Below are 26166 nucleotides of genomic sequence, written 5' to 3'. Positions count from 1 at the left end.
CGCCGCCTTCGCGAGCAGGCTCGCTCCCACAGGGGTATGCATTCCAATGTGGGAGCGAGCCTGCTCGCGAAGAGGCCAGCTCAAACACTGCAAATTTCTTAAACCACCGCCGCCCGACGCTGCACAAAGCGGTCGACGTACTCATCCGCCGGCGAATGCAGGATCTCTCTCGGCGTGCCGACCTGGATCAGGCGGCCATCCTTGAGGATCGCGATACGGTTGCCGATGCGCACGGCCTCGTCGAGGTCGTGGGTGATGAAGACGATGGTCTTGTGCAGGGTCTTTTGCAGTTCCAGCAACTGGTCCTGCATCTCGGCACGGATCAGCGGATCGAGGGCACTGAAGGCTTCGTCCATCAGGATGATGTCGGTGTCCGCCGCCAACGCACGGGCCAAACCTACACGCTGACGCATGCCGCCGGAGAGCTGGTGCGGGTATTTGTTTTCGTAGCCCTTGAGGCCCACGGTGTTGATCCAGTGCAGCGCGCGCTCGGCGCACATTTGCTTGCTCTCGCCACGGATTTTCAAGCCGTAGGCGACGTTGTCCAGCACGCTCTTGTGCGGCAGCAGGCCGAAGCTCTGGAACACCATGCTGATCTTGCGTCGGCGAAATTCGCGCAGGGCTTCCATGTCGTATTGCAGGATGTCCACACCGTCCACCAGGATCGCGCCGCTGGTCGGGTCAATCAAGCGGTTGAAGTGGCGCACGAGGGTGGATTTTCCGGAACCCGACAGGCCCATGATCACGAAGATCTCACCGCTGCCGATGCTCAGGGACAAATCGTTCACGCCGACCACGCAGCCGGTTTCGGACAGCACCTGATCCTTGGTCTTGCCCTGGCCGACCATGGCCAGCGCTTCCTTGGAACGGTTGCCGAAAATCTTGAAGACGTTTTTGACTTCGATCTTGCTCACGGTTGCGTTGTTCATTTGCTCACCTCATGCCGTGCACGACCGTACGCCTGTGTAATGCGGTCGATCACTACGGCCAGAATCACGATCGCCAGACCGGCTTCGAGGCCGCGTCCGACGTTGAGGGTCTGAATCCCCACCAGCACGTCTTCGCCCAGGCCACGGGCACCGATCATCGAGGCGATTACCACCATCGACAGGGCCATCATGGTGGTCTGGTTAATCCCCGCCATGATGCTTGGCAGGGCCAGCGGCAATTGCACGCCGAACAGTTGCTGCCAACGGTTGGCACCGAAGGCGTTGATCGCTTCCATCACCTCGCCGTCAACCTGGCGAATACCCAGGTCGGTCAGGCGGATCAGCGGTGGCGCGGCGTAGATCACGGTGGCGAAAATCGCCGGTACCTTGCCCAGGCCGAACAGCATCAACACCGGGATCAGGTACACGAAGCTCGGCATGGTCTGCATGATGTCCAGCAACGGCATCAGCACCGAACGCAGGCGATTGCTGCGGGCAGAGAGAATGCCCAACGGGATGCCGATCAGCACCGAAATGATCGTCGCGACCATCATCAGCGCCAAGGTCTGCATCAGCTTGTCCCAGAGGCCGACCGCGCCCACCAGGAACAGCAAGCCGACGATCACGGCAGTGGTCACGACCTTGCGGGTCGCGTGCCAGGCAACGCCCGCCACGATGGCCAGCATCAGCCACCAGGGCGCCGCACGCAGCAGCCCTTCAAGATTGACGATGGCCCACAACAGGGTGTCGGAGATGCTGCGGAACACATCGCCATAGTTGGTGACCAGCGAATCGACCCAACCGTTGACCCAGTCGGCGATGGAAAAAGTAAAGCTTTCGGGAAACATAAGAGACTCTCAATCAAGGGGTTGCGATCAAGCGTCCGACTGCCGTTGCCGACAGCCGGAGAAGCCCAACCTACAAGGCCGCGTCGATTTTCTTGGCTGCGTCTTCACTCACCCACGCATGCCAGACTTCAGGATGTTCCTTCAGGAAGATCTTGGCCAGTTTTGGCGACTCGATCCGCTCTTTGGTCATGCGACCCAGGTTCTGGTTCAGCAGGTCGATTGGAATATTGACCTTATCCAGCACGGCCACCAGTTCCGGCGCTTCGTCGTGGAAAGTCTTGGACAGGCCGACCTTGATGGTCACTGTCTTGTTCACGCCGGGTTTCTCTTCCAGTTTCACCAGGTCGACCTGGCCCATCAACGGGGTTGGCGACCAGTAGTAGAACAGGATCGGCTCGCCACGCTTGTAGCTCGACAGCACGGCGGCATCGAGGGCCGGGCCGGTGCCTGGGCGGAAGTTGGTGTAGGTGCTTTCCAGGCCGTAGCTTTTCAGCATTTCGCTGTTGTCCAGCTCACAGGTCCAGCCGGCGGGGCAGTTGTAGAAACGCCCTTTGGCTGGCTCTTCGGCGTCCTTGAACACGGCGGAGTATTTGCCCAGGTCAGCGATGTTTTTCAGGTCCGGGGCCTTGGCTTCCAGCTTGCGCTTGGCATCGCCTTCGATCACGTAGCGCGGCACGTACCAGCCTTCGATCGCGCCGACGACTGGAGCGCCGACACCGACGACCTTGCCGGCCTTCTCGGCCTTGTTCCAGACCTCGCTGCGGCCGACCCACTCTTCGGCAAACACCTGGATGTCGTTGCTGCTCAGGGCGTTTTCCATGGTGATGGAGTTGCCCGGCAGGCTGTCGGTCTTGCAGTCGTAGCCTTTTTCCAACACGACTTGCATCACGTCGGTCAGCAACATGGCGCTTTCCCAGTTCAGACCGGCGAATTTCACCGGCTTGCCCGACTCGCACCAACCCGCAGCCTGAGTGGCGCCGGCACTGGCCAGCAGGCCCATGGAAAGCAATGAGGTCAGCAGGGTCTTGTTCGATTTCATTGTAGTGACGCTCCTAATCATGAATTGGCTTACGGCAGTCAAGAGGCATCCAGCCCTGTCCACGTCCAATCAGGCCTGCGCCGCAGCGCGACCGGCCCCGCTTGCTTCAGGTTGTACAACGCTGTCCTGCTCGACCGGCAGAATCAGTTGATCGGGCACTGATCCGTGCCATTTTTTCGCACACACGTAATACAGGGCTGCGGGAAGCACCAGACCGATGATCCAGGAAATGTCCACATCACCCAGAGCGGCCACCAGTGGACCGGTGTAGAACTTGGTGGAGATGAACGGCAACTGCACCAACACACCGAAAACATAGACGCTGATACCGAGGGTATTCCAACGGCCGTAGCGACCGTTCGGATCAGACAGCGCCGGCACGTCATAGCGCTCGCGAGTGATGCAGTAGTAGTCCACCAGGTTGATCGCGCTCCATGGCGTGAAGAACGCCAGCAGGAACAGGATGAAGGACTTGAACGCACCGAGGAACGAGTGTTGACCGAGCAACGCCATCAGGGTCGCAGCGCCGACGATGACCAGTACGAACACCAGACGCTGCAAGCGCGTTACTTTCAGGTCACCACGGAACCCGCTGATGATGGTCGCAATGCACATGAAGCTGCCGTAGGAGTTCAGCGTGGAGATGGTGACCTTGCCGAACGCGATGCTGAAGTACAGCAGCGCAGCGGTGGCACCGGTACCGCCCAAACCTACGATGTAGGCCACTTCGTGACCGGCAAATTGGCCGTTGGCCGAGGCCGCGGCAAACACGCCGAGGATCATCGCCACCTGTGCGCCAATTACCGAACCGGCGCCAGCGGCGAAAAAGGTTTTCACCGAGGACGTCTTGCTTGGCAGGTAGCGTGAATAGTCAGCCACGTAAGGGCCGAAGGCGATCTGCCAGGACGCCGCGAGCGACACCGCGAGCAGGAAGCTGCTCCAGCTGAAGTGGCGGATTTCCAGGAGTGCGCCAACGTCAGTCTGGCTCATCAGACGACTGAACAGGAAAACAAAGGCAATCACACCAATGACGCTGGCTACACGGCCAATCCAATGGATCACCCGATAACCGAGCACCGTAACCAGCACGATGACACTGGCGAAGATAAGGATACCGACGCTGTCGCTGACGCCAAACAACTGGCCCAGCGCCTGGCCGGAAAGCACGGTCCCCGTTGCGGTGAAACCGAGGTACATCAGACAGACCAGCACGATCGGGATGGCCGCGCCATAAACGCCGAACTGTACCCGACTGGAAATCATCTGCGGCAGGCCGAGCTTGGGCCCTTGCGCGGCATGCAGTGCCATTACGCCACCGCCGATCAGTTGGCCGATCAACAGACCGATCAACGACCAGAACACGTCACCGCCCAGCACCACGGCCAGGGCCCCGGTGACAATCGCGGTGATTTGCAGGTTGGCACCCATCCACAGGGTGAACTGGCTAAACAGACGACCGTGTCTTTCCGCTTCCGGGATGTAGTCGATCGAGCGTTTCTCGATCAACGGTTTGTTGCCTGCACGATCGCTGGTAACAGCCATGATTCAACCTCTGTGGATTGTTATTCTGGATTGGTATGTCCCCCTGTAGGAGCGAGGCTTGCCCGCGAAGGCGTCTTTCCTGACACACCGAGGTGCATCATTCGCTGGCAAGCCAGCTCCTACAGGTTTGCGTCGGCCCAAGCCGGCTTTTTATTTACCGGTAATCATCGGCAGGTTCAGCCCTTGTTCCTTGGCGCAGTCGATCGCGATCTGGTAACCCGCATCGGCATGGCGCATGACGCCGGTCGCCGGGTCGTTGTGCAGGACGCGCGCGATACGCTCGGCCGCTTCATCGGTACCGTCGCAGACAATCACCATGCCCGAGTGCTGGGAGAAGCCCATGCCGACGCCGCCGCCGTGGTGCAGGGACACCCAGGTCGCGCCGCTCGCGGTGTTGAGCAGGGCGTTGAGCAGTGGCCAGTCGGACACGGCATCGGAACCGTCCTGCATCGATTCGGTTTCGCGGTTCGGGCTCGATACCGAACCGGAGTCCAGGTGGTCGCGACCGATCACGATTGGTGCGGACAGCTCACCGCTACGTACCATTTCGTTGAACGCCAGGCCCAGCTTGGCGCGCAGGCCCAGGCCAACCCAGCAGATACGTGCCGGCAGACCCTGGAAGCTGATGCGCTCGCGGGCCATGTCCAGCCAGTTGTGCAGGTGGGCGTCGTCCGGGATCAGTTCCTTGACCTTGGCGTCGGTCTTGTAGATATCTTCAGCGTTGCCCGACAGCGCAGCCCAACGGAACGGGCCGATGCCACGGCAGAACAGTGGACGGATGTAGGCCGGTACGAAGCCTGGGAAGTCGAATGCGTTTTCCACGCCTTCTTCCTGGGCCATCTGACGGATGTTGTTGCCGTAGTCGAAGGTCGGCACGCCCATTTTCTGGAAGTCGAGCATCGCTTTGACATGAACGGCCATCGATTGCTTGGCGGCTTTGATCACAGCGGCCGGCTCGGTCTTGGCGCGAGCACGGTACTGATCCCAGGTCCAGCCGGCAGGCAGGTAGCCGTTGAGCGGGTCGTGGGCGCTGGTCTGGTCGGTGACCATGTCCGGGCGCACGCCGCGCTTGACCAGTTCCGGCAGGATTTCTGCCGCGTTGCCCAGCAGGGCGATGGAGATCGCTTTGCCTTCAGCAGTGTATTTGGCGATGCGGGCCAGTGCGTCGTCGAGGTCGCTGGCTTGCTCGTCGACATAGCGGCTTTTCAAACGGAAATCGATGCTGACCTGCTGGCATTCGATGTTCAGCGAGCATGCGCCGGCCAAGGTTGCAGCCAGAGGCTGAGCACCACCCATGCCGCCCAGGCCAGCGGTCAGTACCCACTTGCCTTTGAGGTCATCGTTGTAGTGCTGGCGACCCGCTTCGACGAAAGTTTCGTAGGTGCCCTGGACGATGCCCTGGCTGCCGATGTAGATCCAGCTACCCGCGGTCATCTGGCCGTACATGGCCAGGCCTTTGGCGTCGAGCTCGTTGAAGTGTTCCCAGCTCGCCCAGTGTGGCACCAGGTTGGAGTTGGCGATCAGTACGCGCGGTGCGTTGGTGTGGGTCTTGAACACGCCGACCGGCTTGCCGGATTGCACCAGCAGGGTCTCGTCGTCGTTCAGGTTGGTCAGGCTTTCGACGATCTTGTCGTAGCATTCCCAGTTACGTGCCGCACGACCGATACCACCGTAAACCACCAGTTCTTTAGGGTTCTCGGCAACTTCCGGGTCGAGGTTGTTCATCAGCATGCGCAGCGGCGCTTCGGTCAGCCAGCTCTTGGCGGTCAGCTTGTTACCGCGGGCAGCACGGATTTCAACGTCACGAAACTTAGTAGGTTTAATGTCAGTCACGAAAAAGACTCCTCAGCAATCAATCCAAACCAACCCAGGCAGTGGGCGAGCAAGCCAATGGGCATCAGTGCACACCGGCGAATCAGTGGACGATGGTTGAGTCCTCGTGACTCATACGCATACGTCTTTACTTGTACATACAAGCATATGCAATCAAGCGGCCAACTTGTTGGATAGGCATTCAAGAAAAATTCTGAAACGACTGGAGAGCGCCTGGATCAAGGGTTCCGGCGTAGATGAAAATTTTCGTGGGGATTTTTTGCGGCGGCGGGATGTTGTTACTTGAGCGTGGTCTTGCGCCACACTGGGGCGTTCGGTAACAAGTTGGTGCGCGGAGGGAAACGGAGTTGGGTACTGCTTTTGTGGCGAGGGGATTTATCCCCGCTGGGTCGCGAAGCGGCCCCAAAAAAATAGGGTTGCTGCGCAGCCCAACGGGGATGAATCCCCTCGCCACATTGAATTTCTTTAGCAGTTAATCAGCGTGCAGTCAGTTCGATCACGCAGCAGGCACCGTTGCTGGAAACTTCCAGCAGGCCGGTATTACCGACAAGTTGCAGGCAATCATGACGACCCAGTTGGGAAGCACCGTTACCGACCTTCACTTCAAGCGCATCGCTGGCACTGAACACCAGCCCGGTCCCCGCCTCGCTGAAAAACCGCTGCTCACCACTCAACCACTGCAACCGCGCGTGGTAACGCTGCGGCGCATAGATCAGGTTGAAATCGCGGATCGACCCACCAAGCAATGTGCAGGAAACCTGGCTCTCACCGCTGAAGGCAAACGGGTCCAGCGGTAACAGCGGCCGGCTGTTCTGACCGTCCACCGACAAAGTCATACCGTCACCCTGCAACACGGTGATGATCCGCTCATACCCGGCAAAGGTGGAAAACCCGCCCGACTCGCCGATATCGGCAATCGACAGACGCCAGCCGAAACCATCCAGACCAGTCCCGGCATCGCGGGTGATTTCTTCGGTACTGCCGCCGCCGTTTTTCCACGGCATGCGCGGGTAATCTTTGGCGCGTAAAACTTTCAAACTGCTCATTTATGAAAGCGTCCTTCCAGACGATGACGGGAACCGGGGTGGATCAAGCGAGCGGCAGTCACCGGCTGACGGCCGGACCAGGTGCGGCGACGGATCAGCAGGCACGGCTCGCCTTTTTCAATCTGCAGCAACTTGCATTCGGACGGCTCGGCCAGGATCGCCTCGACCACGTGCTCGCCTTCGGTCAATGGTGCGACCTGGTTCAGATAGGCGTATGGCGTTTGCAGGGTGAAGTCCTGCTTGAGGTAGTCGGGCGCCACCAGCGCGTTGACGAAACGGTCTTCGATTTGCACCGGAATGTCGTTTTCGAAATGCACGATCAGCGAGTGAAACACTTTCTGCCCTTCACGCATGTCCAGCGCCAGGGCACGTTCGGAGCCTGCAGCCTCTTCTTCAAGGGTGATTACCTTGCAGGTGTGGCGATGGCCACGGGAGGCGATTTCGTCAGCAATGTTGTGCACTTCGAACAGCGCGGACTGGCTTTTCGGCTCGGCGACGAAGGTGCCGACACCTTGCATGCGCACCAACAGACCGTCGGCGGTCATTTCGCGCAAGGCGCGGTTGATGGTCATGCGACTGAAACCCAGTTGGCTGACCAACTCGCTTTCCGATGGAACGCGATAGTGCGGCGGCCAGTTTCCACTGTCGATTTGCTGGGTGATCATCTGTTTGACGCGGGCGTACAAGGGCGCCGGACTGTCGCCCATGTTCGCGGCCAACGGAGAGACTGGAGGCGGAGTCGGCACGGTTAATCCTTGGTCGTTTAGTAAAGATTGCTAGCTTGCCGGAGTTTACCGGGCAGGCAAACGTCTGTATATGTATATACAAATAACACACGATGGGGTGCTGAACCATGTCCGCCTTCTTTGCCGAACGCGCGCTGCTGCCTAGTGGATGGGCCAACAATGTACGTCTTGAGGTCAGCGCCGATGGCGTCCTGACCCATATCCAGGCCGATTCTCATGCAGATGACGCCGAACGGCTGAGCGGTCCGCTGCTGCCAGGCATGCCGAACCTGCACTCCCACGCGTTCCAGCGGGCCATGGCCGGGCTGGCGGAAGTAGCAGGCAACCCGAATGACAGTTTCTGGACCTGGCGTGACCTGATGTATCGCCTCGTCGGAAAAATCAGCCCGGAGCAACTGGGCGTCATTGCCCGCCAGCTGTACATCGAAATGCTCAAGGCCGGCTACACCTCAGTGGCCGAATTTCATTACGTGCACCACGACAGCAACGGCCAACCTTATGCCGACCCGGCCGAACTGGCCCTGCGCATCAGCCAGGCCGCCAGCGCCGCCGGTATCGGTCTGACCTTGCTGCCGGTGCTCTACAGCCACGCAGGTTTCGGTGGCCAGACGCCAAACGACGGCCAGCGCCGCTTCATCAACAGCACCGAAAACTACCTCAAGCTGCAATCGCGACTGCAGCCGATATTAGCGCAGCAACCAGCACAGTCCCTGGGTTTGTGTTTCCACTCATTGCGCGCGGTCACACCGCAACAGATCAGCGAAGTGCTGGCGGCCAGCGACAAGCAATGCCCGGTGCACATTCACATCGCCGAACAACAGAAAGAAGTCGACGACTGCCTGAGCTGGAGCGGTCGCCGTCCACTGCAATGGCTGTATGAAAATACCGAAGTCGATCAGCGCTGGTGCCTGGTCCACGCCACCCACGCCAACCCGGAAGAGGTCACACTGATGGCCAAGAGCCGGGCCATCGCCGGCCTGTGCCTGACCACCGAGGCCAACCTGGGCGACGGGATTTTCCCGGCCGTGGATTTTCTTGCCCAAGGCGGACGCATGGGCATCGGTTCCGACAGCCACGTGTCATTGAGCGTGGTGGAAGAGTTGCGCTGGCTGGAATACGGCCAACGTCTGCGTGATCAACGTCGCAATCGCTTGTATGGCGCGGACCAGCCGATGGTCGGCCGCACGCTGTTTGATGCGGCGCTGGACGGCGGTGCCCAGGCGCTGGGGCAACCGATCGGCGCGCTGGAGGTCGGCAAGCGTGCCGATTGGCTGGTGCTGGACGGCAACGATCCGTACCTGGCGACCGCCACGGGTGACGGAATTCTCAATCGTTGGTTGTTTGCCGGTGGCGATCGTCAGGTGCGCGATGTGCTGGTCAATGGCCAGTGGGTCGTGCGTGACGGGCGGCATGCCGGGGAAGAGGAAAGCAGCCGCGCCTTCACCCAGGTCCTGCGCGAACTCCTGGGCTGACCCAAAAACAACTGTGGGAGCGAGCCTGCTCGCGAAAGCGGTGTCTCAGTCAACAACTCTGTCAACTGACACGCCCTCTTCGCGAGCAGGCTCGCTCCCACATTGGTTATGCGCTAACCGTCAGTTCGAGGTCTTGGCCATCTGCGTATCCGACGCCCGCCAGATCAGCCGCGTGGTGTCATAACCCTGCTGACGCGCCTTGCTCAGCAACTCTTCACGCACTACACCGTTGACGGACGGGGTACGCGACAGCAGCCACAGATAACGCCGGCTCGGGTCGCCGACAATGGCAGTCTTGTAGTCATCGCTGACGTACAACACCCAGTACTCGCCCTTCGCCAGACCCGGTATCAACCTTGAAAACCAGGTATCGAATTCGACCCACAACTTGTCGGTCTTGCCCGGCACTTGTGGATATGCCGTGCCCCTGACCTCTTCCCACTGCCACTGCGGCGTCAGGCAGCGATTCAACACCGCGACGTTACCGTCAGACTTGAGCGTGTAGTGGGCTTCGGATTGCGCACAGTCGCGCTGGAAGTACATCGGCAGTCGCGCCAACTCGTACCAGGTACCTTGATAGCGCTTTAGATTGACACTGTTGGCAGTTTTTGGCGCCAACGGATCCTGGCCAGAACTGGCACAGCCGGCCAATACCAGGCCGGCAAAAAGCATGATCAATAACCGCTTCATTGTTTTTCTCCCGTGGGCGCGTGGCCCCGGTTTACTTCAGGCCTTGGCCGGAAAACATCAACACTTTGTCACCGGCGAACTGCACGCTGATAAAGCTGTTCTTGTCGCCCCATGTGCAACTGGACATGCCGAGCGCGCCTGAGCAATCGGCGGGTTTGCCCAACAGGGTCTCAACCTCGGCCTTGGCCATTCCTGACGACAGCTTCGAGTAGTTTTCCTGATTGACCTTGCTGCACGCAGCCAACAACACGCAAAACGACAGCAGGGCGATGGATCGCAGCGACATGTGAAACTCCACGGACGAAGGGATTGGCATGACTGCCAAGCTGAACCTTAGAAGAGAAAACCCCTGTCTGGTTCCCTGCCCGACGGGCTATTTATAAGGCCGCTCGTCTACCTTTTCGCGAATTATCAACCACTTCGTTTTGCTGCCGGGTATTTCGTCGGTTTTTGCATAAAACGCCTAATCTTTGGCGCCGCTCAGTCGACATATAGGCAACGCAAAGCCACGTCCGTGACATTTGCCACCCTTTTGTTGACCAGATCTCCTGCGGTAGCTCATCCAATGACCAGAAACATGAAATTCAGCCACAAGATCTTGTTGGCTGCTGCCCTCGTGGTGGCTGTCGCATTCGCTTGTTTCATCCTGTTCAACGACTATCGCCAGCGGCAGACCTTGCGTAGCAGCACCGAAGCCTCGATGCAGGAACTTGGCAGCCTGACCACCAGCAACATCCAGACCTGGCTGGAAAGCCGCATGCAGTTGCTTCAATCAATGGCCCAGCAGGTCAGCGCCGACGGTAATGCCCCTGCCAGCCTGAAACGCATCATCGACCTGCCCGCCTACATCGGCAATTTCCAGCTGAGTTACTTCGGTGGCGCCGATGGCGTGATGTTCTCGGTCCCGGCGGGCAATCGCGCGCCAGACTACGACCCTCGCGCCCGCGGCTGGTACAAGGCTGCCAACAGCGCACAACAGACCATCGTCACTGAACCGTACATCGCCGCGTCTTCCGGCAAGCTGGTGATCACGGTGGCCACTCCGGTTCAGCGCCAGGGCCAGATGATTGGCGTTGCTGGCGCCGACATCGACCTGTCCAGCGTCAGTGCGATCATCAACTCGCTGAACTTCGGCGGCCACGGCCATGCCTTCATCGTGGGCGCCGACGGCAAGATCCTGATTCACCCGGACAGCAAATGGGTGCTCAAGAACCTCACCGACGCTTACCCCAACGGTGCGCCGCAAGTCAGCCCGGGCATGAAAGAAGTCGAGATCGATGGCAAAAGCCAGTTCATCTCCTTCACCCATGTCAACGGCGTGCCGTCCGCAGATTGGTACGTGGCACTGGTGCTGGACCAGGACACCGCGTTCTCGATGCTGAGCGAATTCCGCACCTCGGCGATCATCGCCATGGTGATTGCAGTGGTGATCATCATCACGTTGCTGGGCATGTTGATCAGTTTCCTGATGCAGCCGTTGCTGACCATGGGCCGTGCCATGCACGACATCGCCGAAGGCGAAGGTGACCTGACCAAACGCCTGACCATCCACGGCCATGACGAATTCGGCGCACTGGGGCTGTCGTTCAACCGTTTCGTCGAACGCATCCACACCTCGATCAGCGAAGTGTCCTCGGCCACGGGCCAGGTCAACGAAGTGGCCCTACGCGTTGTCGCCGCGTCCAATTCGTCGATGTTCAACTCCGACCAGCAAGCCTCGCGCACCAGCAGTGTGGCCGCGGCGATCAACGAGCTCGGCGCCGCTGCCCAGGAAATCGCCCAGAACGCCGCCCTCGCCTCGCAGCATTCGAGCGATGCGCGCGCGTTGGCCGAAGAGGGTCAGCAAGTTGTGGATAAAACCATCTCGGCGATGCACCAGCTGTCGGCAAAGATCAGCGACTCGTGCGGCAACATCGAGACGCTCAACAGCAACACTGTCAACATCGGGCAGATTCTGGAAGTGATCACCAGCATCTCCCAGCAGACCAACCTGCTGGCGCTCAACGCGGCGATTGAAGCCGCGCGCGCCGGTGAAGCCGGACGTGGTTTTGCGGTGGTCGCCGACGAAGTACGCAACCTCGCCCACCGCACGCAGGACTCGGCGCAGCAAGTGCAGAAGATGATCGAGGAACTGCAAGTCGGCGCCAGGGAAGCGGTAACCATCATGACCGACAGCCAGCGCCAGAGTGAAAGCAGCGTTGGCATCGCCAACCAGGCCGGCGAGCGCTTGGGCAGCGTGACCCAGCGCATCGGCGAGATCGACGGCATGAACCAATCCGTGGCCACGGCGACGGAAGAGCAGACGGCCGTGGTGGAATCGATCAACGTCGACATCACCGAGATCAATACGCTGAACCAGGAAGGTGTGGAGAACCTGCAGTCGACTTTGCGCGCGTGTGCGGATCTTGAGCGGCAGGCGGCGCGGTTGAAGCAGTTGGTGGGTAGTTTCCGGATCTAAGGTGCTCTCACCGGCCTCATCGCGAGCAAGCTCGCTCCCACATTGGATCTCCAGTGCGACAAAGATCCCTGTGGGAGCGAGCTTGCTCGCGATGACGGATTCAGCAACAAAGCAAAATTAGAACCTTGACCCCGGCTTGGAGAGAAACTCCAACTCCTCAGCCGTCGACTCGCGCCCCAACACCGCATTGCGATGCGGGAACCGTCCGAACTGCGCAATCACCTTCTGATGCCGCTCGGCAAAATCCAGATAATCGGCAAACAATGCCCGATCAGTTTCCGGTTGTTGCGCAAGTAGATCGATGTGGCGCGAGACGCCTTCGTTCTGGACCGCGAGATTCTCGCTGTGCTCGAATACCAGGTAGATAAACACTCGCTGAATAGGTGGTAACTGCCGATCAAAATCCGCAGCAATGCCTTGGGCGACCAACTTCTGGGCCCGCAGATCACCGGAAAAGGCTTTGGGGGTGTCGCGAAAGATCATGCGCGGGAGTTGATCAAGCAACAGCACTAGTGCCAGCCAACCTTCGGGACGTTGCATCCACTCGGTCAATCCGCCGGCCAGAGCCTGCTCGACCTGGTCCCCGAAACGCTCACGCGCCTCGAGGTCCTGGCTGTCACGCTTGCCGAACCACAACTTGCCCTTGTCAGCCGCGATTGCCCTGGCTGTTTCGGCTGTACCGAACCACCAATCGAGCAACGGCTGCCAGGGCGCGTTCATGGTTTATTCCTTGTGGTAAGCCGTAACGCGTGCGACTTCTTCTTTCGAACCGAGGAACACCGCTACGCGCTGGTGCAGACCTTCAGGCTGGATGTCGAGAATGCGCTGGTGACCATCTGTGGACGCGCCGCCCGCTTGTTCCACCAGGAACGACATCGGGTTGGCCTCGTACATCAGGCGCAGTTTGCCCGGCTTCGATGGTTCGCGGCTGTCGCGTGGGTACATGAACAGACCGCCACGGGTCAGGATACGGTGCACGTCGGCAACCATCGCGGCGACCCAGCGCATGTTGTAGTTCTTTTTCAGCGGGCCTTCATCGCCTGCCAGCAGTTCGCCAACGTAGCGCTGTACCGGTGCTTCCCAGTGACGCTGGTTGGACGCGTTGATGGCGAATTCCTGGGTGGCTTCAGGAATGCTGATGTTTTCGTGGGTCAGTACGAAACTGCCCATTTCACGGTCCAGAGTGAAACCTTTCACGCCGTCGCCCAGGGTCAGGATCAACATGGTCTGAGGACCGTAGATCGCGTAACCGGCGGCCACTTGCTGGGTACCTGGCTGCAGGAAAGCCTTTTCATTCAAGGGCTCGTTCTGGCTCAGGTATTCGTTCGGGCAACGCAGTACCGAGAAGATGGTGCCGACCGGGGCGTTGATGTCGATGTTCGACGAACCGTCCAGCGGGTCGAATACCAACAGGTACGCGCCTTTCGGGTATTTGCCCGGGATCTGGTAGGCGTTGTCCATTTCTTCGGACGCCATGCCGGCCAGGTGACCGCCCCATTCGTTGGCCTCGAGCAGGATCTCGTTGGAGATCACGTCAAGCTTCTTCTGCACTTCGCCCTGGACATTTTCGGTGCCCATGCTGCCCAGAACGCCGCCGAGGGCGCCTTTGGACACGGCGTGGTTGATCTCCTTGCAAGCACGCGCCACCACTTCGATCAGGAAGCGCAGATCGGCAGGAGTGTTGTTGCTGCGGGTCTGCTCAATCAAATAGCGACTCAAGGTAACGCGGGACATGGAAGGCTCCGGTGGAATGGGGGACTAAAAACCCGCGCAGTTTAACGCGAGTCGGGGCGCATTTCCTCCTATCAGACGTGATCGGCTGAAGAGAGTTCATGTGCGGGGTTCAGCGTAGTAGGAAATGCGCTGGATGTGAGCCGGAAAGCAGCGGTCATATCAGTACTTTTATTGACTGATCGATCGCATTCGCGAGCAGGCTCGCTCCCACATTGGAACGCATACTCCTGTGGGAGCGAGCCTGCTCGCGAATGGCGCGAAGCGCCAGCCATTCTCAGGAATTGGCTGGCGGCTTGCGCAGCAGACTGAACGCCATTGCCGCCAGAAACAACACGCCAAGCAGCAACACCGCCCACAGGCCGAATTTCTTCCAGTCGATGCCCACGGATGCCGGCACTGTCGACACCATCGGGGCAACCGGCGCGCCACCCTCGACCGACGCCCGGCCCAACGTCGCCAGCTTCGCCGCGCTGTAATCCGGAATCAGCGTCGACAACGGCAAGCTCGCCGCCTTCACCGTCGCATTGCCCAACGCCAACCTATAAGGCCCAGGCCCCCGCGCCAGAAACACCAATTGCGTCGCCCGCACGGCAAACTTCACCGTTGGCGCCTGTGCGCCGAGGCCACCGCCGCGTTCATCCACGGTCAGTTTCAACTGCTGTACGGCTTGCCCCGACAACTGCAATTGGTCCTGCACCACGTCCTGGCCATTCTGGCTCAGGCGATAGAGTAAGCCACTGCTCAACGGTTGCCACGGCAAGCTGCTGTCGCGACGCCCAGACAGGATGACCGGCGCCAGGCTGTTGGGTTGACTCAACTCGACCTGCAGACGCTCGACGTTGAGCACCCTGGGTAATTGCCAGGTGTATTCACCCGCCTTCACGCTGCTGCCGTCCAGCGCCTGGGACCAGACCAACGGCAGCGGCAAGCTGCGCACGCTTTGCAACTGCGCCGATGTCAGTATCGGTGCCAATTGCGGCGTGTTCCACAGCAAGCGCAGATAGCGTGCCGACTGCCCCGGCAGGCTGACCTCATGCTGCTCGACCCGTTCATCGGCAAACGTCAGCCGCGCCAGTTGCCCCTCGCCCCAGGACTGCCAATACAGCAAATCGTCGCTGGCCTCGATGCTGAACCGCTGGAAGCCATCACGCTCACTGGTCCAGTCGAGAATCAGCTGCTGCAACGGCGCCTTGATGCCACTGGCGTCCAGTAGCCAGCCACGCAACGCTTCCTCACCCACCTCCAGCTCAGTGGACGGCTGCACCTGGACCAGGGTGCCATTGGCGCTCGCTTGCACCCGCACGCTCGGGGCATGCCCGGTGGCGTCCGCCGAGTCGTACAGGGGGAACCATTTGACGTCAGTCAGCGTGCGGTTGTCGTCAGCTTGGGCGCTTGCCCGTGACAGGGCATAGGCTTGCGGTTCGCCAGCGGCGTTGAACACGCGCACATCACTGAGATCGGTCTGCCGTGCGCTCAGTTGCACGGCCAGGGACAGCTCAAGGCGATACCATGGACCTTCACCACTCACGGACAACGGCACTTGCGTGGCGAAGTCCGCCGGTGTTTCCTGGGCGCGTATTTCCTGGGTAGAGACAGACAGTGCCATGCCCATTGCAACGACGCCCAACCAGACCCGGTTCAGCTTCTGACTCAAGACGACACTCCTTCGGTTTGCGGCGCCGGTTTCTCGGAGTCCGCCACAGTTTCAACGCGCTTGGGTGGCAAAGGGGCGAAATAGCCCACCACCAATAGCAACACACCAACGCCGATAAACGACACGATCCGCGCCAGCCCGCCACGGTTGCTCAATTCCACAAAGAACAGTTTCGCCACCACCACGCCGATCAGGGCCGCCCCGATCAACCAGACTTCACGGCGATGACGCAAATGGCCACCAATCATCAAACCTAGCGCCATCAAGGTCCAGACGATGGACAGGCCGGCCTGGACCCGCATGGATTCAAGCAAGGCCTCCAGCTCGTACGGCACGCCGCTCCAATGGTGAGCCGTGCGCATCACCAGGGCAGTGAAGAACATGAACAGCGAAACACCGACGATCAGTTGCACCGCAGCGGCGTAGCTCCTGCGGATCGTCAGTCGCGCCGCCTCGCTGCGGGACCACGCGTAGACACCGAACAACGCAAACAGCAGGCCCAATTCCAGCGGGTTGACCAGCGGCAAATAGGGCAAGGGCTCAGCCGTGCCATCACTGACGATATTGGCCAGCCAGAACCAGCTCAGCATCAACAATGCCAAGGGCGCGGCGGCATACACTCGGTATTCGCGAGCGTAGGCCGACACCGGCCAGGGCCAGGCACGCGGTGCCGCCATCAGCACCAGATAGAGGCTCGGCAGTAGCGCCCACCCCAGCCAGCGCCAGGCGTTGTATTGCTCGGACAACAGCAGCAAGCCATAGCGCAGCTCCAGGGCCAGCACACCGATCAGCAGCCAGCACCCGAGTACGTGAGCGCTACTCAGTACAGCGGTTGGCAGCATTGGCGCCAAGCGTCGCAGGGACATGAAATGCACGACGAACACCACGGCCCACGACAGCCAGCCGACGTTGGCCGCCGGATGAAACTGCGGATGCCAAGCGGCGAGCAACACCAGGCCGGCGGCCGGGATCAGCAAGGCGCAGAGCACGCCCAGCGCGGGCCACGTCAGGCGCAGCGCCAACACTGCCCACAGCGCCACATTGATTGCCGCGGCCGCCAGCATCAACGTTGCCTGCAGGGGAACCGGTGCAAACAGCAGCACTTCACTGACCCAGGCCAGCGCCCACCACCCCGCGCCCCAAGCCAGCAACACCCGGGACAAGCGCTGCAGGTTCACACCATCGATCGCCGTGACAGGAAAGCCGACCTGCAAACGCCACGCCCCGATCAACGCGACCAGGCCCAGCATCAGTGGTGACCAGAATCCAGCATGGGCCAACGGCCGCAAGTCTTCGCTGGCCAGGGGTTCAGCCACCAGGAACAACACACCACCCAGCAACTGAACGACAAATGCGCTCAACAGGAACGTGGGCGAGAGCAGGCGCAAACCGACGAACAACGTCAGCAGCCCGGCTAATGCCCAACAGATTGACGTGCCATGGGCGAAAAAGAACATCGGCGCCAGCAAGTAGACAAACGTCAGGCCGAGAGCTGCCAGGACCGGCAGGACATGGCGCTCCCAAGACGAAATCCGCCCGGGCAAGGCCTTGTGTAACTGATGAAAACTGAACAGCAGTGCGCCGCCGAGCATCAACGCCCCCAGCGGCGTGCCGTCCAGCAGGCTGCTCTCGCCGCTGCGCAGTTCATTGAGAAATACCAGCGCCGCGCCCGCTTGCAACAACAAGGCAAACGCTCGGGCGAACGGACGTTGCTGGCGCAGGCCCAGCCAGAAAATCCCCGCGCCTTCTACTGCCCATGCCGCGCTCGTCCACCGCGCATCCAGCCCCAGGGGAATCGCCAGGCTGGTGAAAATCACGCCCAGCGCCAGGCAGGTTTCCGCCAACAGCAGTGCTCGCCCACCCATCAGCAAACGAGCCAGGCCCATGTAGATCATGCCAAGCGCCAGTGCGCTGAACGCGGCGGCGAACTGCAGATGCTGAACCAGGGCGAATTGCAGCCCAAAGCCAACCAACGGCGGACCAAACAGCAGCGTGCCATCGACGTAGTCGCCCTTGCGCGCTGACCAGCGCAACAGCGCTTTGCGGTCGTCATCCTCGGGCGCGTCGCGCATCTGCAGCAATTTGTGCCGGGCGAACAACAAGCCGATGGCCAGGTACATCACGAAGAACAGAATCAGGAACGGCTCGGTGCTCCACAGCAACTCTGGCGTATAGGAGCGCAAGCCCCAGGCGAACCCGATACCGAAGGTGCCGGTGAAGCCGATGACATTGAGCAGACGCCAGGTTTTGAACCAGGCGATAACGAGGATGCCCGCGTTGAGCAAGGCGAAGTAACTGAACAGCGCGACGTGACTGCCGGCACCCGTGGAAGCCAGCAGGGGCGCGGCGAATCCGCCCAACGCGGCGGCGGCAGCCAGGCCCAGTGCATCCTGGGTAATGGCCAGAATCGCCGAAAACACCGTCACCGCCACCAACAGACCAAACGCCGCCGAAGGATCGAGCAACGGATGCAGGCGCATCGCGGCAAACACCGTCAGGTACAGCACGGCGATTGCGGCTCCTTGCAGCATCAAGGCGTAATTGTTGTTACGCGATCGCAGCCACCAACCGAGGCCGAGCAGGCCCAACGCAACCCCCGCGACACCGGCATAGCGCAACTCGATCGGCACCACCATGCCCTCGGTGGCGTAGCGCAGCAGGAAGGCCAGGCCGAGGAACAACAGCACCACACCGACCCGCAGCACGGTGTTGCCGCCCAATAGCCACGCACGTGCAGCGTTGATGGCGCGCTCGATAAAGCCAGGTCCACGAGGGTTGGCGGGGGCTTGAGGTTCGCGGTCGGCGGGCGCTGATTTCCAGGCATCGAAGGGCTGCGCCGCAGCGGCGACCGGTTCAAGTTCGGGCGGCAATTCCCAGATCAGTTCCGGGGTTTCGACGGGGGTTTGAGCGACAACCCTTTCAGGAACTGCAACGGCTGCGCTGGCTTGAGGCGCCTTGAACCCAGTGCCCTCGAGCACGGCCAAACGTTGCTCGACCGCCTGCAGCGCAAGCTGCGCCTGTTCAAGCAGGCGACGTTCCTCGACAGCCTGGGTGTCCAGACGACCGATGCGAATGGCCTGACCAATGCCCAAACCAAGCAATGCGCCCAACAGCGCATCGCTGAATGACTCGTCGAGCACCCAGCCGAGCACCAGGCCCATCAGCATGAACATCCATTGCATGGTCGATATCCCTAAGCGCAATCCGAAAAGATTAGCGTAGCCTCCAAAAAGATCGCAGCCTCCGGCAGCTCCTACAGGGATTTGCATTCACCTGAAGGAGCTGCCGGAGGCTGCGATCTTTTGCTGCGCGCCCAGTATATCGATCCGACCGCAGACTTACTCCAACGCCTTCCAGATATCCGTCGCGTACTCACGAATCGTCCGGTCTGACGAAAACCAGCCCATCCGCGAGGTGCTCAACACCGCCGATCGCCACCATTCCTGGGAATCGTGCCAAAGGGCTTCGACGCGCATTTGCGCATTCCAGTAAGAATCGAAATCGGCACAGACCAGGAAGCGGTCATAGTCCACCAACGAATCGATCAGCCCGGTGTAACGGGATGGATCATCCGGCGAGAACACCCCGCCGCGAATGGCTTGCAACACATCATTGAGTCGATGGGACGCGGCAATGTCCGGCACCGCGCTAAACTCGTGGTTCTGCTTGCGCGCTTCAACCTGCTGGGCGCTGAGACCAAAGATGAACATGTTCTCGACGCCGATGCGCTCGGACATCTCCACGTTGGCACCGTCCAGCGTGCCGATGGTCAATGCACCGTTGAGGCCGAATTTCATGTTGCTGGTGCCCGAGGCTTCAAAGCCGGCAGTGGAGATCTGCTCGGACAGATCCGCCGCCGGAATGATGCTCTCCGCCAGGCTGACGTTGTAGTTGGGCAGGAACACGACCTTGAGCAACCCGCGTACGGTCGGGTCGTTGTTCACCACCCGGGCGATGTCGTTCGTCAGCTTGATGATCAACTTGGCCTGGTGATAACTGGCCGCCGCTTTACCGGCGAAGATCTTCACCCGTGGCACCCAGTCGATTTCAGGTTCGGCACGAATCGCCTGGTACAACGCCACGGTGTGCATCAGGTTGAGCAGTTGGCGCTTGTATTCGTGGATCCTCTTGACCTGCACGTCGAACATCGCCGCCGGGTTGACCGCCACCCCCAATCGCTCATGAATCAGGTAGGCCAGGGCCTTTTTGCTGTGCAGACGCTGTTCGGCGAACGCCTTGCGGAACGCGGGCTTATCGGCGAACGGCTGCAGGTCGATCAAGCGCTCCTCGGGCTTGTCCAGCAGGTCCGGGCCAAGGGCATCGACCAGCATCGAGGTCAGTTCCGGGTTGGCCTGGTACAGCCAGCGGCGGAACGTGATGCCGTTGGTCTTATTGTTGATCCGTTGCGGATAAAGCTTGTGCAGCTCGGAAAACACCGTCTTGCGCATCAATTGCGTGTGCAAGCCGGATACGCCGTTGACACTGTGGGAGCCGAGGAACGCCAGGTTGCCCATGCGCACGCGTCGACCGTTGTCTTCCTCGATCAATGACACCGCGCGCAGCACGTCGAAATCGTGGATGCCCTTGGCCCGCAGCGAGTCGATGTGCTGGGCGTTGATCAGGTAAATGATCTGCATGTGCCGTGGCAGCATGCGCTCCATCAGACCCACCGGCCAGGTTTCCAGCGCCTCGGGCAGCAAGGTGTGGTTGGTGTAGGAAAGCGTATCGACCGTGACCTGCCACGCCGCATCCCATGCCACGTCGTAGACATCGACCAATTGGCGCATCAACTCGGCCACGGCAATCGAGGGGTGGGTATCGTTGAGCTGGATCGCCGCGTGATCGCCCAGGGTCAGCACCGAGGTGTGCATGTTGCGATGGCGACGCAGCAAGTCCTGCAGGGATGCGGCGACGAAGAAGTATTCCTGGCGCAACCGCAGTTCCTGGCCGGCCTCGGTGCTGTCTGCCGGGTAGAGTACCCGCGAGATACTTTCGGCCCGGGCCACTTCTGCCACCGCCCCCAAGTGGTCACCGGCATTGAAGCGTTCCAGGTGCAAATCTTCCATGGCCCGTGCGCGCCACAGCCGCAAAGTGTTCACGCTTGCCCCGCGCCAACCGACCACCGGCGTGTCATAGGCAATGCCCCGCACGGTTTCCGCCGGGTGCCAGACTTGCTTGGACTTGCCGGCTTCATCGGTCACGGTCTCGACACCGCCGCCAAAGCCGATTGTGTAAACCACTTCCGGCCGTTCGAACTCCCACGGGTTGCCGAAATCCAGCCAGTGTTCGGTCTGCTCCTGTTGCCAGCCGTCGACGACGGCCTGACGGAACAAGCCGTGCTCGTAACGAATGCCGTAGCCATGACCCGCGATGCCCAGGGTCGACATGCTTTCCATGAAGCACGCCGCCAGTCGTCCGAGACCACCGTTACCCAACGCCGCGTCGGGCTCCAGCAGCCGGATGCGTTCAAGGTCGACGCCGAGTTCGGTCAGGGCTTCGCGTGCCACGTCGAGCAGGCCGAGATTGCTCAGGCTGTCGTAGAGCAGCCGGCCGATCAGGAATTCCAGGGAGAGGTAATAAACCCGCTTCTGTCCTTTGCGGTAAATCTGCCGAGTGTGGTCCATCCAGTGCTCGACCATATGATCACGCGCTGCCAGGGCAATGGCTTCGAACCAGTCATGGTCGAAGGCGTGATCCGGGTCTTTGCCCACCGCGTAGGTGAGTTTGGTCAAGACGGCGTCGCGAAATGCGGCCACCTCTGCTTCGCGAACAAGTGGTTCTTGAGTCATCGATAGGACCTCGAGCGAGCTTGGAATTGTCTGAGACTAGACGGTCTGACAGACGGTATAGACTCTGGTTCGGCAGTTTTTCCTGTTAATGCGCATTAGGCCGGCAATACATTGTCGTGTACCTGATTCAATGCAGGGGCCGTGCCGGATTAGCGGTGCTGCCTGGGTGCCCGTAAAAAAAACTGGCGAAAGGTTGTTCAAAAATCCACCAGTCCCGGTATGATCGCGCGCCCTGATGCACACGCTGGTAACAACCGATGATGAAGCCCAACCTGATCGCCGCCGCGGAGATCGACCGACTCGATACCTGGGCCAAGTACTCTGCCCCAATGTGCGGCTCCTGCCTATCGAGCTGTTGCACCCTGCCGGTCGAGGTCAAGATCAAGGACCTGATCCGCATCGGCATCGTCGATGAGTTCGAACGCGGCGACCCGCCAAAAAACATCGCCAAGCGCCTGCAAAAGGAAGGGATCGTCGAGCGCTACAACCAGAAGTCCGAGATCTTCACCCTCCAGCGCATGAGCAACAACGATTGCCTGTACCTGGATCGTAAGAGCCGTCTGTGCACTATTTATGAAAAGCGCCCGGATACCTGCCGCAACCACCCGAAAATCGGCCCGCGGCCGGGGTATTGCGCTTATAAGCCGAAAGAAGTGGTGCGTGAGAGCAGTAGCCGTCGGACCCTCGAGAAATTCTGATTCAGAATCTCGCTGCCTGACCGGGCCTCATCGCGAGCAAGCTCGCTCCCACAGAGTTTTGTGTCGTTCATAGAATCTGTATTCAGAATTAAAACCTGTGGGAGCGAGCTTGCTCGCGATGGGGCCGGAACTGGCACCGCACAAACCCCAGACAAACAAAAACGCCCCCGGTCTCTCGACCGGGGGCGTTTTTGTTCAGCCGGGGCTAAGTGTTACGCCTTGGCTTTCTTGGCAGCGCGGGTACGCTCGCTTTCGTCCAGGATCTTCTTGCGAAGACGGATGGACTTAGGAGTGACTTCGCACAGCTCGTCGTCCTGGATGAATTCCAGAGCCTGTTCCAGGGTGAAGCGAACAGGTGGAACCAGGGCGATGGTTTCGTCTTTACCCGAAGCACGCATGTTGTCGAGCTTCTTGCCCTTGGTAGGGTTTACGCCCAGGTCGTTGTCACGGCTGTTCAGACCAACGATCTGACCGTTGTAGATTTCCTGACCGTGTTCAACGAACAGCTTGCCACGCGCCTGCAGGGTTTCCAGGGAGTAGGTCAGTGCCTTGCCGGTTTCAACCGAAACCAGAACGCCGTTCTGACGGCCGGACATGTCGCCGGACTTCATCACGTCGTAACGGTCGAAGATCGAGGTCAGGATGCCAGCACCGTTGGTCAGGGTCAGGAACTGGTTACGGAAACCGATCAGACCACGAGCAGGGATGTTGTATTCCAGACGTACACGGCCCTTGCCATCCGGCACCATGTTGGTCAGGTCGCCCTTACGCAGGCCCATCTCTTCCATCACCTTGCCTTGGGATTCTTCCGGCAGGTCGATGGTGACGTTTTCGTACGGTTCGTGCTTCACGCCGTCAACCAGACGGATGATCACTTCCGGACGGCCTACAGCCATTTCGAAGCCTTCGCGACGCATGGTTTCGATCAGTACCGAGAGGTGCAGTTCGCCACGGCCGGAAACCTTGAACTTGTCAGCCGAGTCGCCTTCTTCAACGCGCAGTGCAACGTTGTACAGCAGCTCTTTGTCCAGACGTTCCTTGATGTTACGGGAAGTCACGAACTTGCCTTCTTTACCGCAGAATGGCGAGTCGTTTACCTGGAAGGTCATGGAAACAGTTGGCTCGTCAACGGTCAGAGGCTTCATCGCCTCGACAGTATCCGGCTGGCACAGGGTGTCGGAGATGAACAGCGAGTCCATACCGCTCACGCACACGATGTCGCCTGCAAAAGCTTCTTCAACGTCTACACGGTGCAGACCGTGGTGACCCATCAGCTTCAGGATACGACCGTTACGCTTCTTGCCATCGGCGCCGATAGCGACAACCGGGGTGTTCGGCTTGACGCTACCACGAGCGATACGGCCAACGCCGATAACACCCAGGAAGCTGTTGTAGTCCAGTGCCGAGATTTGCATCTGGAACGGACCTTCACGGTCAACCTTCGGTGGTGGAACGTGGTCAACGATCGCCTGGTACAGCGGGGTCATGTCTTCCGCCATGGCGGTGTGTTCCAGACCGGCAATGCCGTTCAGGGCAGAGGCGTAGATCACCTGGAAGTCCAGCTGTTCTTCGGTAGCACCCAGGTTGTCGAACAGGTCGAAAATCTGGTCCAGAACCCAGTCCGGACGCGCGCCTGGACGGTCAACCTTGTTGATGCACACGATCGGACGCAGGCCGGCTTCGAAAGCCTTCTTGGTCACGAAACGGGTTTGCGGCATAGGGCCGTCTTGAGCGTCAACCAGCAGCAGAACGGAGTCGACCATCGACATTACGCGTTCTACTTCGCCGCCGAAGTCGGCGTGGCCCGGGGTGTCCACGATGTTGATGTGGAAGCCGTTCCAGTTGATGGCGGTGTTTTTCGCCAGGATGGTAATACCGCGCTCTTTTTCCTGGTCGTTGGAGTCCATCACGCGCTCGTCGTTGAGCTCGTTGCGCTCCAGGGTGCCGGATTGACGCAGGAGTTTGTCTACCAGGGTGGTTTTACCATGGTCAACGTGAGCAATGATGGCGATGTTGCGTAGATTTTCGATCACTTGTGTATCTCGATCAGAGGATTCGGTGCGCTGACAAGTCTTGGCAGCGATTTACAGTAGAGTCAGGCCTTGCCGTTACAGCTTGACGGCGGCGTCGGGGGGCCGGTGACGCAAGCCACAGGCAAACAGCCCCGGGCACTTAGCTCGGTCGATAAACGCGCACATTGGCATGTCCCTCACTGAGCAAATGGTGGGCATGCAGGCGACTCATCACGCCTTTGTCGCAATAAAGCAGGTACTGGCGAGTAGGGTCCAGTTCCTTGAAACGAGCGTTCAGTGCATAAAACGGCATCGTTTGTACCTCGATGCCAGAAAGCGCAAGCGGGTCATCCTCGGTGGCATCCGGATGACGGATGTCGATGACGATCTGACCGGCCAGCGCTTCGCTGACTTCTTCAATTTGCAGATCCTGGCCCAATTCGTCGATCACGCGATCGATCGGTACCAGTTTGGCGTTCTCGAGCGCACGCTCAAGGACTGCCATGTCGAATTCTTTCTCTTCGTGCTCCACCCGATGGCGCTTGGCAGCAGTCTTGGGATTCACCGAGATGACCCCGCAGTACTCCGGCATGTGCTTGGCGAAGTCGGCGGTGCCGATTTCGTTGGCCAGGTCGATGATGTCCTGCTTGTGGCTGGCGATCAGCGGACGCAAGACCAGCTTGTCGGTCACACAGTCGATCACGGACAGGTTCGGCAGGGTCTGGCTCGATACCTGGGAGATCGCCTCTCCGGTGACCAACGCGTCGATGTGCAGTCGATCGGCAATCTGCGAAGATGCGCGCAACATCATACGCTTCAATACTACGCCCATATGACTGTTATCGACTTTGCCGAGAATTTCCCCCAGCACTTCCTCGAACGGCACACTGACAAATAACACGCGTTGCGAGCTGCCGTACTTCTTCCAGATGAAATGCGCGACTTCCATGACGCCCAATTCGTGGGCACGTCCACCCAAGTTGAAGAAGCAGAAATGCGCCATCAGGCCACGGCGCATGATTTGGTAGGCCGCGACGGTGGAATCGAAGCCACCGGACATCAGCACCAGCGTCTGCTCCAGCGCACCCAGCGGATAACCGCCGATACCATTGTGCTGGCTGTGGATCACGAACAACCGTTGGTCGCGAACTTCGATGCGGACTTCGATTTCAGGCTTTTTCAGGTCGATTCCGGCGGCACCGCACTGACGGCGCAACTGGCTGCCGACATATTTCTCGATATCAATCGAGCTGAATGGGTGCTTGCCGGCGCGCTTGCAACGTACCGAAAAGATCTTCCCGGCCAGTGCTTCACCGTAGTGCTGCTTGCACTTCTCGACGATGTCATCGAAGTCACCCAGCGGGTATTCGTCGATCTGCAGGAAATGCGCGATGCCCGGCATGCAGCTCAGGCGCTCGCCCATCTCCTTCAGGGCCTTGGGCTCGCTGACGCGGGTCTCCAGCTCGAGATTGTCCCACACGCCGTTCACCACCACAGCCGGGTCCAGGTCACGGAGCACGGCACGGATGTTCTTGGCCAACTGGCGGATGAAACGCATCCGTACCGGGCGGCTCTTGATGGTGATCTCTGGAAAGACTTTTACGATTAATTTCATGGAAACAGCGCGCGCGAGGCCTGCCGAAAAAGGGGGGCGCGGATTATAGCGGAAATTGCTC

The 26166-nt window shown here is 59.9% G+C and carries 19 protein-coding genes and 1 pseudogene; 4 read left to right on the top strand and 16 right to left on the bottom strand.

Annotation, left to right across the window (positions count from 1 at the left end; all coding sequences use genetic code 11):
- Positions 1-98 precede the first annotated feature (98 nt).
- From ACA054_RS01710 to hutC, 7 genes are all read right to left on the bottom strand, one after another.
- Positions 99-929 (bottom strand): quaternary amine ABC transporter ATP-binding protein, encoded by an 831-nt coding sequence (locus ACA054_RS01710; protein ID WP_497687910.1) that lies wholly within the window; start codon positions 927-929, stop codon positions 99-101.
- Entirely contained in the window at positions 926-1777 is an 852-nt protein-coding gene (locus tag ACA054_RS01705; RefSeq protein WP_057712387.1) for an ABC transporter permease, read from the bottom strand. Before ACA054_RS01705 ends, ACA054_RS01710 begins: the two co-directional genes overlap by 4 nt.
- Positions 1778-1847: 70 nt before the next feature.
- The gene (locus ACA054_RS01700; protein WP_497687909.1) at positions 1848-2816 is read right to left on the bottom strand and encodes an ABC transporter substrate-binding protein; all 969 of its coding nucleotides are present in this window, start codon (positions 2814-2816) and stop codon (positions 1848-1850) included.
- Positions 2817-2885: 69 nt separating this feature from the next.
- Positions 2886-4358, bottom strand: coding sequence for a purine-cytosine permease family protein (locus tag ACA054_RS01695; RefSeq protein WP_497687908.1), 1473 nt, complete (start codon positions 4356-4358; stop codon positions 2886-2888).
- A 150-nt stretch (positions 4359-4508) separates the two neighbouring features.
- Positions 4509-6191: a urocanate hydratase gene (gene hutU / locus ACA054_RS01690; protein ID WP_497687907.1), complete on the bottom strand. Its 1683-nt coding sequence runs from the start codon at positions 6189-6191 to the stop codon at positions 4509-4511.
- A gap of 476 nt (positions 6192-6667) precedes the next feature.
- Complete coding sequence (locus ACA054_RS01685; protein WP_497687906.1) at positions 6668-7237, bottom strand: HutD/Ves family protein; 570 nt, start codon at positions 7235-7237, stop codon at positions 6668-6670.
- Positions 7234-7944: a histidine utilization transcriptional repressor HutC gene (gene hutC, locus ACA054_RS01680; protein WP_162135916.1), complete on the bottom strand. Its 711-nt coding sequence runs from the start codon at positions 7942-7944 to the stop codon at positions 7234-7236. Before hutC ends, ACA054_RS01685 begins: the two co-directional genes overlap by 4 nt.
- A 146-nt stretch (positions 7945-8090) precedes the next feature.
- On the opposite strand from hutC, the gene ACA054_RS01675 reads away from it, so the two are divergent.
- On the top strand, positions 8091-9455 hold the full coding sequence (locus ACA054_RS01675; protein WP_497687905.1) for a formimidoylglutamate deiminase: 1365 nt from the start codon (positions 8091-8093) through the stop codon (positions 9453-9455).
- 120 nt (positions 9456-9575) lie between these two features.
- On the opposite strand, the gene ACA054_RS01670 is transcribed toward ACA054_RS01675, so the two are convergent.
- Positions 9576-10145: a lipocalin family protein gene (locus ACA054_RS01670; protein WP_497687904.1), complete on the bottom strand. Its 570-nt coding sequence runs from the start codon at positions 10143-10145 to the stop codon at positions 9576-9578.
- A 31-nt stretch (positions 10146-10176) separates the two neighbouring features.
- A complete protein-coding gene (locus ACA054_RS01665) occupies positions 10177-10431 on the bottom strand; it encodes a hypothetical protein (protein WP_431761870.1) in 255 nt (84 codons plus the stop codon).
- A 279-nt stretch (positions 10432-10710) separates the two neighbouring features.
- On the opposite strand from ACA054_RS01665, the pseudogene ACA054_RS01660 reads away from it, so the two are divergent.
- Positions 10711-11745, top strand: a pseudogene (locus ACA054_RS01660) (HAMP domain-containing protein); the annotation flags it as partial.
- 93 nt (positions 11746-11838) lie between these two features.
- Positions 11839-12603, top strand: a complete 765-nt coding sequence (locus ACA054_RS01655; RefSeq protein ID WP_497690229.1) for a methyl-accepting chemotaxis protein — start codon at positions 11839-11841, stop codon at positions 12601-12603.
- A 117-nt stretch (positions 12604-12720) separates the two neighbouring features.
- On the opposite strand, the gene ACA054_RS01650 is transcribed toward ACA054_RS01655, so the two are convergent.
- From ACA054_RS01650 to ACA054_RS01630, 5 genes are all read right to left on the bottom strand, one after another.
- Complete coding sequence (locus ACA054_RS01650) at positions 12721-13323, bottom strand: DUF924 family protein (protein WP_497687903.1); 603 nt, start codon at positions 13321-13323, stop codon at positions 12721-12723.
- A gap of 3 nt (positions 13324-13326) precedes the next feature.
- Entirely contained in the window at positions 13327-14337 is a 1011-nt protein-coding gene (locus tag ACA054_RS01645; RefSeq protein ID WP_497687902.1) for a class 1 fructose-bisphosphatase, read from the bottom strand.
- 274 nt (positions 14338-14611) lie between these two features.
- Complete coding sequence (locus tag ACA054_RS01640) at positions 14612-15991, bottom strand: DUF3999 domain-containing protein (RefSeq protein ID WP_497687901.1); 1380 nt, start codon at positions 15989-15991, stop codon at positions 14612-14614.
- The gene (locus ACA054_RS01635; RefSeq protein WP_497687900.1) at positions 15988-19173 is read right to left on the bottom strand and encodes a DUF2339 domain-containing protein; all 3186 of its coding nucleotides are present in this window, start codon (positions 19171-19173) and stop codon (positions 15988-15990) included. Before ACA054_RS01635 ends, ACA054_RS01640 begins: the two co-directional genes overlap by 4 nt.
- Positions 19174-19329: 156 nt before the next feature.
- The gene (locus tag ACA054_RS01630) at positions 19330-21780 is read right to left on the bottom strand and encodes a glycogen/starch/alpha-glucan phosphorylase (RefSeq protein WP_497687899.1); all 2451 of its coding nucleotides are present in this window, start codon (positions 21778-21780) and stop codon (positions 19330-19332) included.
- 257 nt (positions 21781-22037) lie between these two features.
- Here ACA054_RS01630 and ACA054_RS01625 point away from each other — a divergent pair, with 257 nt between their 5' ends.
- The gene (locus tag ACA054_RS01625; RefSeq protein ID WP_497637536.1) at positions 22038-22478 is read left to right on the top strand and encodes a YkgJ family cysteine cluster protein; all 441 of its coding nucleotides are present in this window, start codon (positions 22038-22040) and stop codon (positions 22476-22478) included.
- 212 nt (positions 22479-22690) lie between these two features.
- On the opposite strand, the gene typA is transcribed toward ACA054_RS01625, so the two are convergent.
- Together typA and thiI are read right to left on the bottom strand one after the other, a co-directional pair.
- On the bottom strand, positions 22691-24511 hold the full coding sequence (gene typA, locus ACA054_RS01620; protein WP_497687898.1) for a translational GTPase TypA: 1821 nt from the start codon (positions 24509-24511) through the stop codon (positions 22691-22693).
- A gap of 139 nt (positions 24512-24650) precedes the next feature.
- Entirely contained in the window at positions 24651-26105 is a 1455-nt protein-coding gene (gene thiI, locus ACA054_RS01615) for a tRNA uracil 4-sulfurtransferase ThiI (RefSeq protein WP_497687897.1), read from the bottom strand.
- Positions 26106-26166 lie beyond the last annotated feature (61 nt).

The sequence above is a fragment of the Pseudomonas sp. LBUM1653 genome (assembly GCF_059716115.1).
This window is presented reverse-complemented; position numbering and strand designations above follow the sequence as displayed.

What these genes read in the sequence shown, in the direction of transcription:
- ACA054_RS01710 (WP_497687910.1), bottom strand. Translation starts at nt 929, where the DNA reads ATGAACAACGCAACCGTGAGCAAGATCGAAGTCAAAAACGTCTTCAAG.
- ACA054_RS01705 (WP_057712387.1), bottom strand. Translation starts at nt 1,777, where the DNA reads ATGTTTCCCGAAAGCTTTACTTTTTCCATCGCCGACTGGGTCAACGGT.
- ACA054_RS01700 (WP_497687909.1), bottom strand. Translation starts at nt 2,816, where the DNA reads ATGAAATCGAACAAGACCCTGCTGACCTCATTGCTTTCCATGGGCCTG.
- ACA054_RS01695 (WP_497687908.1), bottom strand. Translation starts at nt 4,358, where the DNA reads ATGGCTGTTACCAGCGATCGTGCAGGCAACAAACCGTTGATCGAGAAA.
- ACA054_RS01685 (WP_497687906.1), bottom strand. Translation starts at nt 7,237, where the DNA reads ATGAGCAGTTTGAAAGTTTTACGCGCCAAAGATTACCCGCGCATGCCG.
- hutC (WP_162135916.1), bottom strand. Translation starts at nt 7,944, where the DNA reads ATGGGCGACAGTCCGGCGCCCTTGTACGCCCGCGTCAAACAGATGATC.
- ACA054_RS01675 (WP_497687905.1), top strand. Translation starts at nt 8,091, where the DNA reads ATGTCCGCCTTCTTTGCCGAACGCGCGCTGCTGCCTAGTGGATGGGCC.
- ACA054_RS01670 (WP_497687904.1), bottom strand. Translation starts at nt 10,145, where the DNA reads ATGAAGCGGTTATTGATCATGCTTTTTGCCGGCCTGGTATTGGCCGGC.
- ACA054_RS01665 (WP_431761870.1), bottom strand. Translation starts at nt 10,431, where the DNA reads ATGTCGCTGCGATCCATCGCCCTGCTGTCGTTTTGCGTGTTGTTGGCT.
- ACA054_RS01655 (WP_497690229.1), top strand. Translation starts at nt 11,839, where the DNA reads ATGTTCAACTCCGACCAGCAAGCCTCGCGCACCAGCAGTGTGGCCGCG.
- ACA054_RS01650 (WP_497687903.1), bottom strand. Translation starts at nt 13,323, where the DNA reads ATGAACGCGCCCTGGCAGCCGTTGCTCGATTGGTGGTTCGGTACAGCC.
- ACA054_RS01645 (WP_497687902.1), bottom strand. Translation starts at nt 14,337, where the DNA reads ATGTCCCGCGTTACCTTGAGTCGCTATTTGATTGAGCAGACCCGCAGC.
- ACA054_RS01635 (WP_497687900.1), bottom strand. Translation starts at nt 19,173, where the DNA reads ATGCAATGGATGTTCATGCTGATGGGCCTGGTGCTCGGCTGGGTGCTC.
- ACA054_RS01630 (WP_497687899.1), bottom strand. Translation starts at nt 21,780, where the DNA reads ATGACTCAAGAACCACTTGTTCGCGAAGCAGAGGTGGCCGCATTTCGC.
- ACA054_RS01625 (WP_497637536.1), top strand. Translation starts at nt 22,038, where the DNA reads ATGATGAAGCCCAACCTGATCGCCGCCGCGGAGATCGACCGACTCGAT.
- thiI (WP_497687897.1), bottom strand. Translation starts at nt 26,105, where the DNA reads ATGAAATTAATCGTAAAAGTCTTTCCAGAGATCACCATCAAGAGCCGC.